This window comes from Paraburkholderia antibiotica (assembly GCF_012927125.1).
Classification (GTDB): Bacteria; Pseudomonadota; Gammaproteobacteria; order Burkholderiales; family Burkholderiaceae; genus Paraburkholderia; species Paraburkholderia antibiotica.
The window spans coordinates 120,977-136,894 of record NZ_JABBFZ010000001.1 but is presented as its reverse complement, the minus strand read 5'-3'; the positions used below and the strand labels follow the sequence as shown (position 1 = coordinate 136,894).

At 64.5% G+C, this 15,918-nt stretch carries 15 protein-coding genes and 2 tRNA genes; 10 read left to right on the top strand and 7 right to left on the bottom strand.

Annotation, left to right across the window (positions count from 1 at the left end):
* The first annotated feature begins 245 nt into the window (after nt 1-245).
* Nucleotides 246-1,826: a UbiD family decarboxylase gene (locus HHL14_RS00640; RefSeq protein ID WP_169495666.1), complete on the top strand. Its 1,581-nt coding sequence runs from the start codon at nt 246-248 to the stop codon at nt 1,824-1,826.
* A gap of 63 nt (nt 1,827-1,889) precedes the next feature.
* Entirely contained in the window at nt 1,890-2,570 is a 681-nt protein-coding gene (locus HHL14_RS00635) for a LysE family translocator (protein WP_169495665.1), read from the top strand.
* Nucleotides 2,571-2,667: 97 nt separating this feature from the next.
* On the opposite strand, the gene HHL14_RS00630 is transcribed toward HHL14_RS00635, so the two are convergent.
* From HHL14_RS00630 to HHL14_RS32790, 3 genes are all read right to left on the bottom strand, one after another.
* Nucleotides 2,668-3,633, bottom strand: a complete 966-nt coding sequence (locus tag HHL14_RS00630) for a threo-3-hydroxy-L-aspartate ammonia-lyase (protein WP_169495664.1) — start codon at nt 3,631-3,633, stop codon at nt 2,668-2,670.
* Nucleotides 3,634-3,851: 218 nt separating this feature from the next.
* Nucleotides 3,852-4,166 carry a hypothetical protein gene (locus HHL14_RS00625; protein ID WP_169495663.1) on the bottom strand — a complete coding sequence of 105 codons (315 nt, stop codon included), beginning with the start codon at nt 4,164-4,166 and terminating at the stop codon, nt 3,852-3,854.
* A 389-nt stretch (nt 4,167-4,555) separates the two neighbouring features.
* Nucleotides 4,556-4,810 (bottom strand): hypothetical protein, encoded by a 255-nt coding sequence (locus HHL14_RS32790; RefSeq protein ID WP_206002203.1) that lies wholly within the window; start codon nt 4,808-4,810, stop codon nt 4,556-4,558.
* 226 nt (nt 4,811-5,036) lie between these two features.
* Here HHL14_RS32790 and HHL14_RS00620 point away from each other — a divergent pair, with 226 nt between their 5' ends.
* From HHL14_RS00620 to HHL14_RS00610, 3 genes are all read left to right on the top strand, one after another.
* Nucleotides 5,037-5,966: a Rossmann-like and DUF2520 domain-containing protein gene (locus tag HHL14_RS00620; protein ID WP_169495662.1), complete on the top strand. Its 930-nt coding sequence runs from the start codon at nt 5,037-5,039 to the stop codon at nt 5,964-5,966.
* A gap of 93 nt (nt 5,967-6,059) precedes the next feature.
* On the top strand, nt 6,060-6,380 hold the full coding sequence (locus tag HHL14_RS00615; protein ID WP_169495661.1) for an EthD family reductase: 321 nt from the start codon (nt 6,060-6,062) through the stop codon (nt 6,378-6,380).
* A gap of 253 nt (nt 6,381-6,633) precedes the next feature.
* Nucleotides 6,634-7,197, top strand: coding sequence for a YggT family protein (locus tag HHL14_RS00610; protein WP_169495660.1), 564 nt, complete (start codon nt 6,634-6,636; stop codon nt 7,195-7,197).
* Between the two features lie 247 nt (nt 7,198-7,444).
* Here the strand turns inward: HHL14_RS00610 and HHL14_RS00605 are convergent, their stop codons facing one another.
* The gene (locus HHL14_RS00605) at nt 7,445-9,181 is read right to left on the bottom strand and encodes a methyl-accepting chemotaxis protein (protein WP_169495659.1); all 1,737 of its coding nucleotides are present in this window, start codon (nt 9,179-9,181) and stop codon (nt 7,445-7,447) included.
* Nucleotides 9,182-9,403: 222 nt separating this feature from the next.
* On the opposite strand from HHL14_RS00605, the gene HHL14_RS00600 reads away from it, so the two are divergent.
* From HHL14_RS00600 to trmB, 3 genes are all read left to right on the top strand, one after another.
* Nucleotides 9,404-10,444, top strand: coding sequence for a hypothetical protein (locus HHL14_RS00600; protein ID WP_169495658.1), 1,041 nt, complete (start codon nt 9,404-9,406; stop codon nt 10,442-10,444).
* 151 nt (nt 10,445-10,595) lie between these two features.
* Nucleotides 10,596-10,669: transfer RNA gene (locus tag HHL14_RS00595), tRNA-Gly, on the top strand.
* 246 nt (nt 10,670-10,915) lie between these two features.
* Entirely contained in the window at nt 10,916-11,734 is an 819-nt protein-coding gene (trmB, locus tag HHL14_RS00590; protein ID WP_169495657.1) for a tRNA (guanosine(46)-N7)-methyltransferase TrmB, read from the top strand.
* A gap of 144 nt (nt 11,735-11,878) precedes the next feature.
* Here the strand turns inward: trmB and HHL14_RS00585 are convergent, their stop codons facing one another.
* From HHL14_RS00585 to HHL14_RS00575, 3 genes are all read right to left on the bottom strand, one after another.
* The gene (locus HHL14_RS00585; protein WP_169495656.1) at nt 11,879-12,715 is read right to left on the bottom strand and encodes an undecaprenyl-diphosphate phosphatase; all 837 of its coding nucleotides are present in this window, start codon (nt 12,713-12,715) and stop codon (nt 11,879-11,881) included.
* Between the two features lie 87 nt (nt 12,716-12,802).
* Nucleotides 12,803-13,396 (bottom strand): DUF1439 domain-containing protein, encoded by a 594-nt coding sequence (locus HHL14_RS00580; protein WP_169495655.1) that lies wholly within the window; start codon nt 13,394-13,396, stop codon nt 12,803-12,805.
* A 123-nt stretch (nt 13,397-13,519) separates the two neighbouring features.
* Entirely contained in the window at nt 13,520-13,831 is a 312-nt protein-coding gene (locus HHL14_RS00575) for a YkgJ family cysteine cluster protein (protein WP_169496273.1), read from the bottom strand.
* Nucleotides 13,832-14,144: 313 nt separating this feature from the next.
* Between HHL14_RS00575 and hemN the strand changes: the two genes are divergently transcribed.
* Together hemN and HHL14_RS00565 are read left to right on the top strand one after the other, a co-directional pair.
* Nucleotides 14,145-15,530: an oxygen-independent coproporphyrinogen III oxidase gene (gene hemN, locus HHL14_RS00570; RefSeq protein ID WP_169495654.1), complete on the top strand. Its 1,386-nt coding sequence runs from the start codon at nt 14,145-14,147 to the stop codon at nt 15,528-15,530.
* 150 nt (nt 15,531-15,680) lie between these two features.
* Nucleotides 15,681-15,765, top strand: a tRNA-Leu gene (locus tag HHL14_RS00565).
* Nucleotides 15,766-15,918 lie beyond the last annotated feature (153 nt).

Here is a 15,918-nt window from a genome sequence, read left to right as displayed (position 1 = left end):
ATTTGTAATTATGAACAGTGTTCAGTCGGCCGGAAACCGCCTGCCACGCGTGTTTTCAGCGATCTGACCCTGGCTACTTCAATTAGGCCATTTGGTTGCTCTACGTGCGCTTTCCAACGCAGGTAAAATCGACAATCGCTTTGGCGTCGGCAGCGCGCTTGCGCCGTTCTGCCCGCTGTACGTTTTTGTCGTGTCCGTTCGCCCTTTGTCCCTATGCGCCGCGCATGCGGCCCCAACCGTCACAGATGAAATATAAAGACCTGCGCGACTTCATCGGCCGCCTCGAATCGATGGGTGAACTGCGCCGCATCTCGCAACCGGTGTCGCCGAAGCTGGAAATGACCGAGCTGTGCGACCGCGTGTTGCGCGCGGGCGGCCCGGCGCTGCTGTTCGAGCATACCGGGCAGCACGCGTTTCCCGTGCTCGGCAACCTGTTCGGCACGCCGCGCCGCGTGGCGCTCGGCATGGGCATCGACGCTGAAACAGGCGCCGATGGCGACCAGGCGGCGCTCGAATCGCTGCGCGACGTCGGTCGGCTACTGTCCGCGCTGAAAGAGCCGGAGCCGCCGAAAGGACTGAAGGACGCCGGCAAGCTGCTGTCGCTCGCGAAGGCCGTGTGGGACATGGCGCCGAAGGCGGTCAGCGCGCCGCCCTGCCAGGAAATCGTCTGGGAAGGCAACGACGTCGATCTCGCCAGACTGCCGATCCAGACCTGCTGGCCGGGCGACGCCGGGCCGCTGATTACCTGGGGTCTGACCGTCACGAAAGGGCCAAACAAGAGCCGACAAAATCTAGGAATTTATCGACAGCAACTGATCGGCCGTAACAAGCTGATCATGCGCTGGCTCGCGCATCGCGGCGGCGCGCTCGATTTCCGCGAGTTCGCGCTGAAAAATCCCGGCAAGCCTTATCCGGTAGCGGTCGTGCTCGGCGCGGACCCGGCGACGATCCTCGGTGCGGTCACGCCGGTGCCCGACACGCTGTCCGAATACCAGTTCGCCGGCTTGCTGCGCGGCGGCCGTACCGAGCTCGCGAAGTGCATCACGCCGGGCGTCGACGGTTTGCAGGTGCCGGCGCGCGCCGAGATCGTGCTCGAAGGCTTCATCTATCCGCAGGAGGGCGCGCCCTCCCCCGCGCCGGCGGGCGCCCCGCCGCGTCCGTCGAAGGGCGCGTCGGCGGGCTACGAGCACGCGCTCGAGGGCCCGTACGGCGACCACACCGGCTACTACAACGAACAGGAGTGGTTCCCGGTCTTCACGGTCGAGCGCATCACGATGCGTCGCGACGCGATCTATCACTCCACCTACACCGGCAAACCGCCCGACGAACCCGCGGTGCTCGGCGTCGCGCTGAACGAAGTGTTCGTGCCGCTGCTGCAGAAGCAGTTCACCGAAATCACCGACTTCTATCTGCCGCCGGAGGGTTGCAGCTACCGCATGGCGATCGTGCAGATGAAGAAGAGCTACCCGGGCCACGCCAAGCGCGTGATGTTCGGCGTGTGGAGCTTCCTGCGGCAGTTCATGTATACGAAGTTCATCGTCGTCGTCGACGAGGACGTGAATATCCGCGACTGGAACGAGGTGATCTGGGCGATCACGACGCGGGTCGACCCGACGCGCGACACGGTACTGGTCGACCGCACGCCGATCGACTACCTCGATTTCGCGTCGCCGGTGGCCGGACTCGGCTCGAAGATGGGACTCGACGCAACCAACAAGTGGCCGGGCGAAACCGACCGCGAATGGGGCCGCCCGATCGTGATGGACGACGCGGTCAAGCAGCGCGTCGACACGCTATGGGACGAGTTGGGCCTCGGCAAGGCCTGAGCCGCGCATCGCAGAACGACAGACAACAAAACAGATAACAGAACGGATGGAGCGGTCGCCCGGATGCACGCCTTTTCAATGATGTCGGACGGATTTTTTCTGTCCTTGTCGCTGTGCCTCGATATCGGTCTCGTCAACGTCGCGATCATTTCGCTGACGCTGTCGCATGGCTTCCGGCCGGGCTTCTGGCTCGGCCTCGGCTCGTGCGTCGGCGACCTGATTTACGCGGCGCTCGCGCTTGCCGGCATGGCCGCGCTGCTGCAGTTCGAATCGGTGCGCTGGGTCGTGTGGATCGGCGGCGCGGCGATCCTGCTGTTCCTCACGTGGAAGATGGCGCGCGAGGCGATGTACCCGGCCACGGCGCCCGCGGTGGCCGGCGAAGGCTCGGCCAGCGCGCCGCATCTGTCCGCGTGGCGCGGCTTTTTGCGCGGCGTGCTGCTCGCGGTGTCGTCGCCATCGGCGATTCTGTGGTTCGCGGCGGTCGGCGGCGCGCTGATCGCCAAAGCCGGCGCGACGAGCCCGACCACGGCGGCGATCTTCCTCGGCGGCTTCTTTCTCGGCGGCCTGTGCTGGACGCTGTTTATCTGCGGGCTCGGCAGCCACGGCCGCAAGCGTGCCGGCGCTGGTCTGCTACGCGCCTGTCATGTGCTGTCAGCGCTGCTGTTCGCGTATTTCTCATACAGCGTGATCGTCAACGGGTATCACGATCTGATCGTGCAGAGCGCCGCGCATGTCTCCAGTTGATCGCTGATGGCTAATGGCTGACCACGGCCCATAAGAAAACGGCTCGCCTTGGCGAGCCGTTTTTCATTCAGCCAGGCGCGGCCGAAGCCGACCCGCTTTACGCCAGATACTGCGCGAGCCTGGCCAGATCGACGTTGCCGCCGCTCACCACCACGCCGACGCGCTTGCCCTTCACCGGCACGACGCCGTTCAGCACCGCTGCCGCCGCGAGACAGCCGGTCGGCTCGACGACCATTTTCATGCGCTCGGCGAAAAAGCGCATCGTATCGATCAGTTGCACATCGCTGACGGTTTCGATCCGCGCGACCAGCTTGCGGATCACCGCGAACGTGTAGTGGCCGAGATGCGTGGAGGCGGCGCCATCGGCGATCGTGCGCGGCGTGTCGATGTGCACGATCTCGCCACGCGCGAGCGATTGCTGGCCGTCGTTGCCCGCTTCGGGTTCGATGCCGATCACCGTGCAAGCCGGGCTCAACGCCGCCGCCGACAACGCGCTGCCGCCGATCAACCCGCCACCGCCGAGGCACACGAACAGCATGTCGAGCGGCCCGGTTTCGTCGATCAACTCTTTCACCGCGGTGCCCTGCCCGGCGATCACGTGCGGATGATCGTACGGCGGGATCAGCGTCATACCGCGCTCCTCGGCGAGCCGGCGACCGATTTCCTCGCGATTCTCCGTGTAGCGGTCGTAGGTGATCACTTCGCCGCCATAGCCTTTAGTCGCGGCGACCTTCGCTTCGGGTGCGTCGTGCGGCATCACGATCGTCGCGTGAATGCCGGCGAGGCGTGCCGACAGCGCGATCGCCTGCGCGTGATTGCCCGACGAATAGGTCAGCACGCCTGCCTTGCGCTGCTCTGCGTCGAAATGCGAGATTGCGTTATACGCGCCGCGGAACTTGAACGCGCCCATGCGCTGGAAGTTTTCGCACTTGAAGAACACCGACGCGCCGGTGCGCTCGTTGAAGGTGCTCGACGTCAACACGGGGGTGCGGTGCGCGACGCCCTCGAGACGCGCGGCGGCGTCGAGAACGTCATCGAAAGTGGGAGCGGGAAGCGCTTGCATCGGCGAAACTCTCCTGAGCGATGGCGAAATAGCCATTCTCCCAGCTTCGCCGATGCTTTGGAACGTCGTCTGCGTGGGGTGTCCGCGCGAGTTTTCGGAGTGCTCGCGCCGGACGAATCATCGGACGGACAAAACAGCGCGCAAAAGAAAACGGCGTAACCCGGCATTCAAGCCGGCGTTACGCCGTCGACATTCCCGCGCGTCATCCGCGCCCGCGCTTAGCGGCGATAGTATCCGTGGCCATAACCGTGGCCGTAGTACCCGCGATAGTAGCCGTGCGGATAATAAGGACGCCCATACCCGCCGTAATAGCCACCGACCACCACCGGAGCCGGCGCCACCACGACCGGGGCCGGAGCATAGACCGGCGGCGGGGGCGGTGCGTAATAAACCGGCGGCGGCGCCGCGTACACCGGATAGGCCGGCGCGACCGGCACCCCGATGCCGATACCGACAGAAACGTGCGCCTGAGCGGCCCCGGCAAGTCCGAGGCCGAGTGCTGCTGCAACGACAAACGGAACGATCTTTTTCACTTCTATTCTCCTAGCGCGGCCTGCCAAGGTCGCCGACTGCGCATGCCTCGCATGCTGTTGAATCAATTTAACGAAAAAGGCCCGGCCGATCTGTTCGCATTTGTTGCAAATTGCAATGCGCGACTTTGGGCTCGCCGCGACGTGCTTCAGGCACGAACGTCGGGGCCACAACGGCGCTGGCAAAACGGGCCGGGAATCAAGGAGTTGGGCGGGGCAAGCTCGCCGCGCGTCATAGATGAGAGCGCGCGGGCGTCGTGGAGTTCGCGGTTCCGTAATGTTTGATTACAAATTCGCTTCAAAACTGACAGCGGAAAGGAATTTCCCATAAAAAATGCCCGGCGAATTGCTTTCACCGGGCATTTTCCCACCTGTCCAAGCGAAGATCGCGTCTAGCCGACCTTCACATAGACAAATTCGCGGGACACGTTCGGCGGCACGTAGGCGCCGCTGATCCGCACACGAGGCGTCAGGCGCTTTTTCTGATCCCACCAGCGACGGCGCTGCGCGTGCGTCAGGAACCGCAAGTGTTTTCGGTAAGAAAAAATACTCATCGCTACCCTCCCGAATTTCCGACTGCGAAACGAAGTACCGGAACAGCAAAAAGTACGGAACAGCAACTGCAAAACGTCGATTGGAGCAGTCACGATTGTGAGCAGTTTTCAGACCCGCGAGCGTCGCGCGGCCCGATGATCGGCAGGCGGTGCCATATCGCCGGCGGATTGATCCGACGAAAATCGGCCGCCAAGCCGCGCCAACGCGAGGTCCACCGCAAGCCCCACCGCACACACAGGGCCCGATCGCGCCGACGATGAGCCGGATGCGCGATACTTCATCCTTCCCGTTCAATCGACCCGTCCGGAGCCGCCGATCATGTCCCAGTCTTCCTTGCCGCGTGTCGGCTTCATCGGTGCGGGGCGGCTCGCGCGCTGTCTGGCGCTGGGTTTTGCGCGCGCCGGCTATCCGGTGACCGCGGTGGCGAGCCGCTCGGCCGATTCCGCGCGCCGGCTCGCCGCCCAGATCGAGCGCTGCACGGCTTACGACGATCCGCAGCAGATCGTCGAGGCCGCCGATATCGTTTTTTTAGCCGTTCCCGACGACAGCATCGGTACGACAGCGCACACACTCCGGTTCGCCCCGGACACCGCGAGCGGCAAGGCGCTCGTGCACTGCAGCGGCGCATCGCCCGTCGAATTACTCGCGCCGGCGCACGACCAGGGCGCGTCGATCGGTGGCTTTCATCCGCTGTATCTGTTCGGCGGCGAGCTCACCGATCTCGAGCGGATCGCCGGCTGCTCGGTGACGATCGAAGCCGACGGCACGTTGAAAGACACGCTGACCGCCCTCGCCGTCGCGCTGCGCTGCCATCCGCTGTCGATTCCGCCGGGCAGCCGCATGCTCTACCACGGCGCCGCGCACTACGCGGCGAGCTTCGCGCTGTGCGGCCTCGCCGAATGCGTCGCGCTATGGCGCACGCTGGGCTTCGCCGAGGACGACGCGCTGCGCGCGCTGCTGCCGATGCTCGCCGGCACGATCGAAACCGCGCGCGACAAAGGCTTGCCCAACGCGCTCGCCGGCCCCGTGTCGCGCGGCGACACCGGCGTCGTGCAAAAGCAGCTGGCGCTCTTCGAAGAACTCGGCGGCGATCACGCCGCGCTGTACGGCCTCATGACGCGTCGCGCGGTCGACCTCGGGCGCCGCCGCGCGACGCCGCCCGCAACGATCGAAGCAATCTCCGCGGCAGTGGAAGAATCGCTGGGCCGCTCGCTGAATCGGGCGACGGCAGGTGCAAGCGTCAAGTAAGCCGTGATAATGTGACGTCCGGCGCGCAAGCAGGCAACGGCAAACCACACGCAAGCCGCGCCACGCTTCGGGATCAACAGACGAGAACGCACAATGATCAAGGTCAGCATCCTCTATCCCTATCGGGACAACGGCCGCTTCGACATGGACTATTACTGCGCGACCCACATGCCGCTCGCGGCGAAGCTGTTCGGGCCGGCGCTGAAAGGCTGGTCGGTCGACGCGGGCATCAACGCGGGGCCGCCGGGCACGCCGCCGCCGTATGTGGCCGCCGGTCACTTCCTGTTCGATAGCGCGGATGACTTCTATAAAGTATTCAAGCCGGCGTCCGAACAACTGCTGGCGGACATTCCGAACTACACCGACGGCGGCAACGGCACGATCCTGATCAGCGAGGTCCGCGTTTCCGTGTGATGCCGGACAGACAGCCGGCCAGGCGCGGCGCGCAATGACGTCGAGCCGTCGGCTGACGAATCCGGTTGCCTCTGTCCCACGCAATTCCGCGCGACTCACCGCAAGCCTTCCGCGCGGCTGCTCGAACCCGACGAAGACGCGCTTGCGCGAGCAATGCGTCTGCCATTCAACCCAGCGCCGGTACGTCCGCCCGGACGACGCCGGCAGCGCGCCGCCCACGCGACGGCCGCGCCCAGAAGCATAAGGACACGAGATGTTTGGCGATATCGCCCGTTTTCTGCTCAATACCGTTTTCACGCTGTTCGGCGCGGCGCTGCTGCTGCGCGCCTGGCTGCAGGTCGTGCGCCTGCCGCCGTACAACCCGGTGTCGAACGCCGTGATGCAGGCGACCAACTGGATCGTGCTGCCGTTGCGGCGCATCCTGCCGAGCACGCGCAACATCGACTGGGCGAGCATCGTCGCGACGCTGATCGCCGCGATCGTCTACGTGGTGCTGATGGTCGTGCTGACCGGCGCCGATCCGCTGACGCTGGTGCCGACCCTGCTGATCGTCGCGGTGCTGACCACGATCAAGTGGGCGCTGAACCTCATCATCTGGATGACGATCCTGATGGCGCTGCTGTCGTGGCTCAACCCGCGCTCGCCGGCGATGCCGATCCTCTATCAGCTGACCGCGCCGTTCCTGAATCCGCTGCGCCGCGTGTTGCCGCAACTGGGCGGCATCGACCTGTCGCCGATCCTGCTGTTCGTGATCGTGCAGGTGCTGCAGATGGTAGTCACACGCGCGGCCGTTCAGCTGACTTACTTCGTGATCTGATCACGCGTCGAGATCGGCCGATGCGTGGTGCGGAACCACGTGTCGTCGATCGATGAGGTTAGAGCCGCCGCGATTTGCTCATGCACGCGGCGGCTTTTCTTTTTGTGCCGTTGCTGCCGATTACCGCTTCAGCTTCGGTTTCGGTTTTGGCTCCGACCAGCTGCTGACCAGCTGCCGGCCTCCGCCGGGTAACGGCGCTCTTCACCTGCGCGCCGCCGCTTCCCGCCAATCGCTCCGACGTCGCGAATCAGAACGTATTCCAGTCGTCATCCGCCGTCGCGGCCACACGGTCGGACATGGTCGCCGGCTGCTCCGGCAACCCGACCTTGCCGACACGCCCCCGCGTCGCCGCTGTCGTTGCCCGTGCAGTCACTGCGGCAGCCGCGGTAGCCGCCGCAAAACCACGGCTCTCGCCCACCCGGAACACCGACACCGTCTGCTTCATCTTGCGCGCCTGCGCATCGAGCGATTGCGCGGCGGCCGCCGCTTCTTCGACGAGTGCCGCGTTCTGCTGGGTGGTTTCGTCCATCTGCGTGACGGCCTGGCCGACCTGATGGATGCTGCGGGTCTGCTCCTCGGACGCCGTCGCGATTTCGCCGACGATATCCGACACGCGATGGATCGCGGCCTTGATGTCGGCCATCGTCGCGCTGACTTCGGCGGCCTGCTGCGTGCCGCCCTCGATGATCGCGACCGACGTCGTGATCATCTCCTTGATCTCCTTGGCCGCGCTCGCCGAGCGCTGCGCGAGATTGCGCACCTCGCTCGCGACCACCGCGAAGCCGCGTCCCTGCTCGCCCGCGCGCGCGGCCTCGACCGCCGCGTTCAGCGCGAGGATGTTGGTCTGAAACGCGATGCCCTCGATCACGCCGGTAATCTCCGAGATTTTCGTCGAGCTGCCGCTGATTTCGCCGATGGTCCGCACCATTCCCTCGACCGCCGTATCGCCGGCGTTCGCGACCTGCGCGGCCTGTGTCGCGAGCGCGCTCGCGTTGCGTGCGTTGTCGCTGTTGCGGCTGACGGTCTGCGTAAGTTCCGACATGCTCGCCGCGGTCTGTTCGAGCGAGGCGGCCTGCCCTTCGGTGCGCGCGGACAGATCGATGTTGCCGCTCGCGATCTGCTGTGACGCGATGCTGACCGACTCGGCGCTCTCGCGGATCGAGCCGATCGTCGTCGCGAGACGCCGTTGCATGTGCGCGACCGCGCCGAGGATGCTGCCGTCGGCCGTGCCGCCCACACCACCTGTGCCGCCCGTAGGCAGGCGCTGGCTCAGATCGCCGCCGGCAATCTGCTCGACGACCTTCGCGACCTCGGCCGGTTCGCCGCCGATCTGCCGCACGACCGCGCGCGTCAGCCACAGTCCGAGGCCAATCGCGATCGCGATGCCGACGAGCGCGCAGCTCGCGATCCACCACGTCACCGAACGAACCGCCTCGACGCCGTTTTCGACGCGCCGCCGCGCCAGTTCGTCGCGCACGTCCGACAGCTTGATCATCAGCGTGCGCAGCTTCACGTGCAGCGGATCGGTGGTCGACTTCAGCTCGGCGAGCGCGCCGGGCTGGTCGCCCTGATCGGCGAGCGCCATCACCTTCGCGACCGAGTTCATGTAAGCCGGATATGCGGCGTCGAAGTCGCTCAGCAACTGCTTCTGCGCGTCGGTGGTCGCGTGCTTACGCTCGTAGTCGAACGCCGACAGGATCGCCGCCTCGCCGCCGTGATTGAGACGCACCGTATCGGCGCGGCCAGCTGCTTCGGGATTCAGGATGTACGAATAGAGACGCCGGAAGTGCGAGGCCGCCTGCCACGCGGCGGTGCCGTCATCGCGCACCGGCACGAATTCGCGGTCGTACATTTCGGTCTGCATCGTCGCGACTTCGCGCACCTTGAGCACCCCGACGGTGCCGACGATGGCCGTCACGAACGCGCACAGCATCAACGAGCCGACAAGCTTGTGGCTCAGCTTCAGATTGGAAAACCACTGCATCTTTGGGATAGGTCTCTTGAACGGGATGGGAGAGCGCCGGGGGTTGGCTTTGCTGATGAACGCTCACCGGCCTGGCGCTCGTCCGGGATAACGGCAAGTGGGGGTGGGTTCTGAAGGCTGACGGCACGGTCCGTAAGCGCGCACGCTCGCACTACAGTTTTTTAAGCGGATGCCGTAAACGAGGGCAAATAGCACCACCATGCCCCCGCTCAGGAGATTGAAGTGCAAGGAATCATCTACCGCATCGAAAAGCCGTTAGAGACGCTCCAGATCGACGTCCCGCTGGAGGGAAATTATCTGCTCGGGTCCGTTCATGGTTCGACCATGACGAACAAGCGTAACAATCCCAAGGATCCATTCTTCGTCCGCTTTTTTTCCGGTTCCGATCGCTCGGTCGTATTCTGCTTTTGCCCGACGGAAAGCCTGACAGAAGGCGCATTGAAATATGGTTGGGCACGTGCATGCGAGTTCGCGGAGAAAGGCAGCATCCCCGAGAAAAAAGCCTGTTTTGTGTGGTCCGACAGTAGCTCGCCGAACGTGATCGGCGATATCTCAAGGTTCATTCGAGAGTCAGGCACACTGACCGAAGCAAGCTATTCGATCGTCGCGCAGGTCAAAGCAGCGGTCGATGCAAGAGGGATGGCGATCCTTGCAGCCACGCTCAAGCCGGAACGGATCGACCGGGCGCTCACCGCCTATATGCTCGGACTCGCCTACCGCCACGTCCTCGAAGAAGCGATCAATGAGCTTGCCGAATGCTGCCGCGACGACGCGAAGGTCAAGCGCACTGAAACGATGCATTCGGAAATTTCCCGCTTCATCGCAAGCTATTACTTCGACGCGCCCGCTCGCGTCACCACGACGGAAGTCGCGCCGCTGTACGACACCGTCCACAAGCGGTTGCGGCTCAAGTCGCTGCGTGACGAACTCGTCGATCAACTGGGGAGAATCGCCGAGGTCATCCGGATCGAGCGAACCGCGTCGGAATCTGCTTTCGAGACGAGGCTGCAGCGACGCCTCACGATATTTGGCGCGGTCATCGCATTTCTAGGCCTCGTGCAGGTGACGCAAGTCACGCCAGCACAGGTCGATACTTTTACGACCAGCTGGAAAACGAAGTTTTCGGGCAATCCGGCGACACCGGCTTTGGCCGCTGACCTGAAGACGCCCGTGGTAGCGCCAGCGCTGTCGGATGATCGCGCCGAAGCGCCGCCTCGCAAGCTGAAGCGGGTTCGTCATGAGGTGCAGAGTGAGAGTCATTGATGCGGGTGGAGGCCCCTGGAGAATGCGCGGATAAAACAGTGGGCGTTTTCCCGTCAAGGCGCGCGACCGGTTTGGCTGTCCGCAGTCCGACCGCCTCTCAGACCGGCCCATTGCCCCAAACCATCCAAAACCCTGTAAAATAGCGCGCTCTGCGGGCGTCGTATAATGGTAATACCCTAGCTTCCCAAGCTAGAGCCGTGGGTTCGATTCCCATCGCCCGCTCCACTTTCCGCGCTGAGCGTTCAGCGGAATCCAGCAAGAGCCGCCTCACTGAAGGCGGCTTTTTTGTAGTGGCCACGGCCCGGCGCCGCACGATCAGCAGCACGCCACGCCAGCCAACCGCGCAATGCAGTGCGTCGCCTCTCCGGAGCGCGACAGCGCACATTGCACGACCGGCACGACCGCGATCGGCAAACCGCCCACGGCCCGCCACGCAAGCCGCGCAGCCCTCACCTTGCAGCACATCGACGAATGAGCCACGATCCCAACGACTCCGGCCTGCCGGACGACCTCCCGACGCCCACGAGCACATCCGCGGGTCAAGCCGCCGGCCCCGACGCGGATAGCGTCGACAGCACGGTCGAGCGCGACGATGCATCGGCGGACACGCTGCATCATCGCCGCATCCGCAGCTTCGTCACGCGCGCGGGTCGCGTGTCGACCGGCCAGCGCCGCGCGCTCGATGAACTCGGCCCCCGTTTCGTCGTGCCCTACACGCCGCAGCAGCCCGACTGGCTTAGCGTGTTCGGCCGCGAGGCGCCGCGCGTGCTGGAGATCGGCTTCGGTATGGGCGCGACCACCGCGGAAATCGCCGCGCAGCGCAACGGCGACGACTTCCTCGGCGTCGAAGTTCACGAGCCCGGCGTCGGCGCGCTGTTGAAGCTGATGGGCGAGCAATCGCTGACGAACATCCGCATCATCCAGCACGACGCGGTCGAAGTGCTCGAACACATGATCGCGCCCGACAGCCTCGACGGCGTGCACATCTTCTTCCCGGACCCATGGCACAAGGCGCGTCATCACAAGCGCCGGCTGATCCAGCCGAAATTCGTCGCGCTGCTGGTGTCGCGTCTGAAGCCGGGCGCGTATCTGCACTGCGCGACCGACTGGCAAAACTACGCGGAGCAGATGCTCGAAGTGCTCGGCGCCGATCCGCTGCTGCAGAACACCGCCGACGGCTACGCGCCGCGCCCCGACTATCGTCCGGTGACGAAGTTCGAGCGACGTGGTCTGCGGCTCGGCCACGGCGTGTGGGACCTCGTGTTCCGCAAGCGCGACATAGCGGCGTAGTGGTGTAACGACCTAACGCAACGGCCCAACGCGACACGCGCAAGAAAGCGCGTACACGCCAGCGCATCGCCAACCAGTCCGCCAAACGAAAAAGGTCCGCCTACGCGGACCTTTTTGCATTGCGCTCACCCAACCGGCTGAGCCTCAATCCCCCCAGCCCAACCCACCGCTATACCCGATCAGCAGAATCAGCAAGCCAAAGCCGATCCGATACCACGCGAACACCGTGAAATCGTGCGACGCGACGTAGCGCAGCAGCCAGCGCACACAGATGAACGCGCTGACGAACGCCGCCACGAAACCGAGCGCGAAGCTGCCGAGCGCGTCGGTGCTGAGCAGGTGCCAGTCCTTGTAGAGTTCGTAGAAGGTCGCGCCGAAGATGATCGGGATCGCCAGAAAGAACGAGAATTCGGTCGCGGCGCGGCGCTCGATGCCGAACAGCATCCCGCCGATGATCGTCGAGCCCGAGCGCGAGGTGCCCGGAATCAGCGCGAAGCACTGCGCGAGGCCGACCTTCAGCGCATCGAGCGGCGTCAGATCGTCGACGCTGCGCACCCGTATCGCCGCGTCGCCGCGCGCACGCTGCCGCGCTTCCGCCCACAGGATCACGACGCCGCCCACCACCAGCGCGAACGCGACCGGCACCGGCGAAAACAGCGCCGCCTTGATCGACTTCTCGAACAGCAGGCCGAGCACGATCGCCGGGATCGTCGCGATGATGACGTTCAGCGTGAAACGACGCGCCTCCGGCCGGCTCGGCAAACCCACGATCACACTGCCGATGCGGCGGCGGAACTCCCAGCACACGGCGAGAATCGCGCCGAGCTGGATTACGACGTCGAAGGTCTTCGCATGATCGTCGGAGAAGTCGAGCAGACTGCCGACGACGATCAGATGCCCGGTGCTCGACACCGGCAAAAACTCCGTCAAACCTTCGACGACGCCGAGAATCAGCGCCTTGCAAGCCAGTAGCCAGTCCATCCGTGCCCCTTATCGCGATAGGTTGTCGTAACGACAGGGCTCGCACGGTCATGCAGGCATGCGCGGCCCTGGGCGGCCGCGCGCGCGTCATTTTTCGACGATTTCCACGCGTATGCCGTTTGTAAGGACGGTGATTGTACCGGGTTCGTAGTGCGCGCCGGCAAATTGCATTTGCTCGGGCTTGAACGTGTAGATCGGATAGTTGGTCAGCAACTGCGTGGCGAGCAGCCCCGCGGCCGCGTTGATCTGCTGCTTGTACGCCTGCGCCTGGCCGTCCACGCTGACGTTGTCGACGCTCGGCGATTTGAGGATCACCGAATGGCTCGCCGGGTCGTAGGCGAGTTCGCTCGACAGCGTGAACACGCCGGCGACCGGCTGTTGCAGGAACGGGCTCGCGAAGCGCGCGTCGAGCTTCACCGACACGCGGTTTGCATCGGGCAGCATGCCGACCACCGGATTGCTCAGCGCGACGTCGAACACCTGCGACACCGTGCGTTGATACGGGAACTTGCGCTGCACCGCCTCCTGCACCTGCTGCTGCGAGAACGTGTAGTGCGACGGGATGAACGGAAACGTCGGGCTCGCGCAGGCCGCGAGCGACACCGTGATGCCAAGCGCGCTGCAGCCGGTCAGCGCGGCGCGCAGAAAGCGGCGCCGGTCGGGCGCTGCGGGTCGAGTCATGCGAAATCTCCTGTGGAAGCCCTGACGGACATCGGTTTGGGTTGCCGGTTACGGTTCGTGGACGGAGCGTGCGCGCGGGTCGGTTGCTTTGGACTGCGCATCGAACGCCTGCCGCCTGCTAACTTAACGCTCGACCCGCGCCGCGGGTGACACCGCGGGTAACACACGCGACGCCGGCTGCGTCCGCGCCTCGAGTTGCGTGAGCCACGCGAGCGCTTCGCCGCGACTCGCGCCGCACATCTCGAGCTGCGGCTGCAGGCCCGCGCAGCACGCCGGCCGCTCCGGCCGGCCGAAGATCGCGCAACGCAGATCGTCGCCGAGTTGCACGCAGCGCACCCCAGCCGGCTTGCCGTCCGGCATGCCCGGAATCGGGCTCGAAATCGACGGCGCGATACAGCATGCGCCGCAATCGGGACGGCACGCGTGACCGTCCACCTGAAACGGCGACTCGCGCGTCGCGAGATCCTGCCGTAACGCTGCGTCTACGACCGCGGCGCGGTGCAGTCCGCTATTTAACCTTTGATCCACGTCATCTTTCCTGAACTGAAATCTTGGCAACGCATCGCCAGACCTGCATTGTGCCACTGCATTTTCATGCGACTTTTTTACACAATTTGTGCGATGAGCACTCACTTAAACTCGAACACTCCTACAGGCCATACGCGCATGGCTCGCCGTTGAAGCGGTCTGGCAGGCCCCATCGTTACGCCCGCCGCCCCGCACAGCCAACCATCGCAACGCATTGCTCATGTCTCTCGCCGACACTCTGTTCCGCCCCGACCTGCTCGCCCGCTACAGCGCGAACGGTCCCCGGTATACGTCCTATCCGACCGCCCCACAGTTCCGCGACTCGTTCGATCCCGCCGACTATCGGCGCGCGGCCGCCGACCCCGGCGCCGCGTCGACCGATCTGTCGCTGTACTTCCACATTCCGTTTTGCGACACCGTGTGCTTCTACTGCGGCTGCAACAAGGTCGCGACGAAAAATCGCGCGCACGCGCAGCCTTATGTCGAGCGGCTCACGCGCGAAATCGCGTTGCAGGCCGCGTGTTTCGATACGCAACGCCCGGTGTCGCAACTGCATTGGGGTGGCGGCACGCCGACCTTCCTGTCGCACGACGAAATGGCCGAGCTGATGGCCGCGACGCGCCAGCACTTCACGTTGCTGTCGGATCACGAAGCCGAATATTCGATCGAGGTCGACCCGCGCGAAGCATCGCCCGACACGATCGCGCATCTGCGGCGCCTCGGCTTCAACCGGCTGAGCCTCGGCGTGCAGGACTTCGATCCGCGCGTGCAACAGGCAATCAATCGTATCCAGCCGTTCGAGATGACCGCGTCGGTGATGCAGGCCGCGCGTGCGGTGGATTTTCATTCGATCGGCGTCGATCTGATCTACGGGCTGCCGCATCAGACGGTCGCGAGCTTCAGCCGCACGCTCGACACCATGCTCGAACTCGCGCCGGACCGGCTCTCGGTGTTTGCGTACGCGCACATGCCGCAGCTTTTCAAGATGCAACGCCAGATGGATCCCGCCACGCTGCCCTCGCCCACCGAGCGGCTCGCGTTGCTGCAACGGATCGTCGAGCGTCTGACGGAGGCGGGCTATGTGTACATCGGCATGGATCACTTCGCGCTGCCCACCGACGAACTCGCGCGCGCTCAGGCGCGGCGCACCTTGCATCGCAATTTCCAAGGCTATAGCACGCGTGCCGAGTGCGATCTGATCGGCTTCGGCGCGTCGTCGATCGGCAAAGTCGGCGATGTGTACGCGCAGAACGAAAAGGACCTGCCCGCCTACGCCGACGCGATCGATGCGGGCCGGCTCGCGATCGCGCGTGGCATCCGCCTGACCGCCGACGATCGTCTGCGACGCGACATCATCACGCAGATCATGTGCAACCTCGAACTGCGCTTCGACGAATTCGAGGCGGCGTACGGCATCCATTTCACCGAGGCATTCGCGCCGGAGCTGGAGCGGTTGCGTTCGTTCGAAGACGATGGCCTGATCTCGCTCGGCACTCGCAAGCTCGAAGTGCAGACGGCCGGACGCATGCTCGTGCGCAATATCGCGATGGTGTTCGACCGCTATCTCGGCCAGCAAACGCTCGAACGCTTCTCGCGCACCGTCTAAGACGCCGTCCAGGGACAGGACGGTCTGATACAGCGGGCATACCGAAGCCGAAGCAGCGAGACCAGGCAATCGGCTTGCCCGCCGAGCGATTTTCGGCCATAATCTGCGTCTTCTTCGCGCGCGGAAATCCCAACGCGCGCTGCAGGATCTGCCCAGGTGGTGAAATTGGTAGACGCAGGGGACTCAAAATCCCCCGCCGCAAGGCGTGCCGGTTCGATTCCGGCCCTGGGCACCACAAGCTGTTCCGGCGAGAGCCGATAAATTCCGAAAAACCCCGTAAGATCAAGGTCTTGCGGGGTTTTTTATTCCCCGTTGATCCGCGCTGACTCGTCGACAGCTGGTGGTATCTGGCTCGTTTCCGGGTTTTCCAGCGGGAGATACCACCATG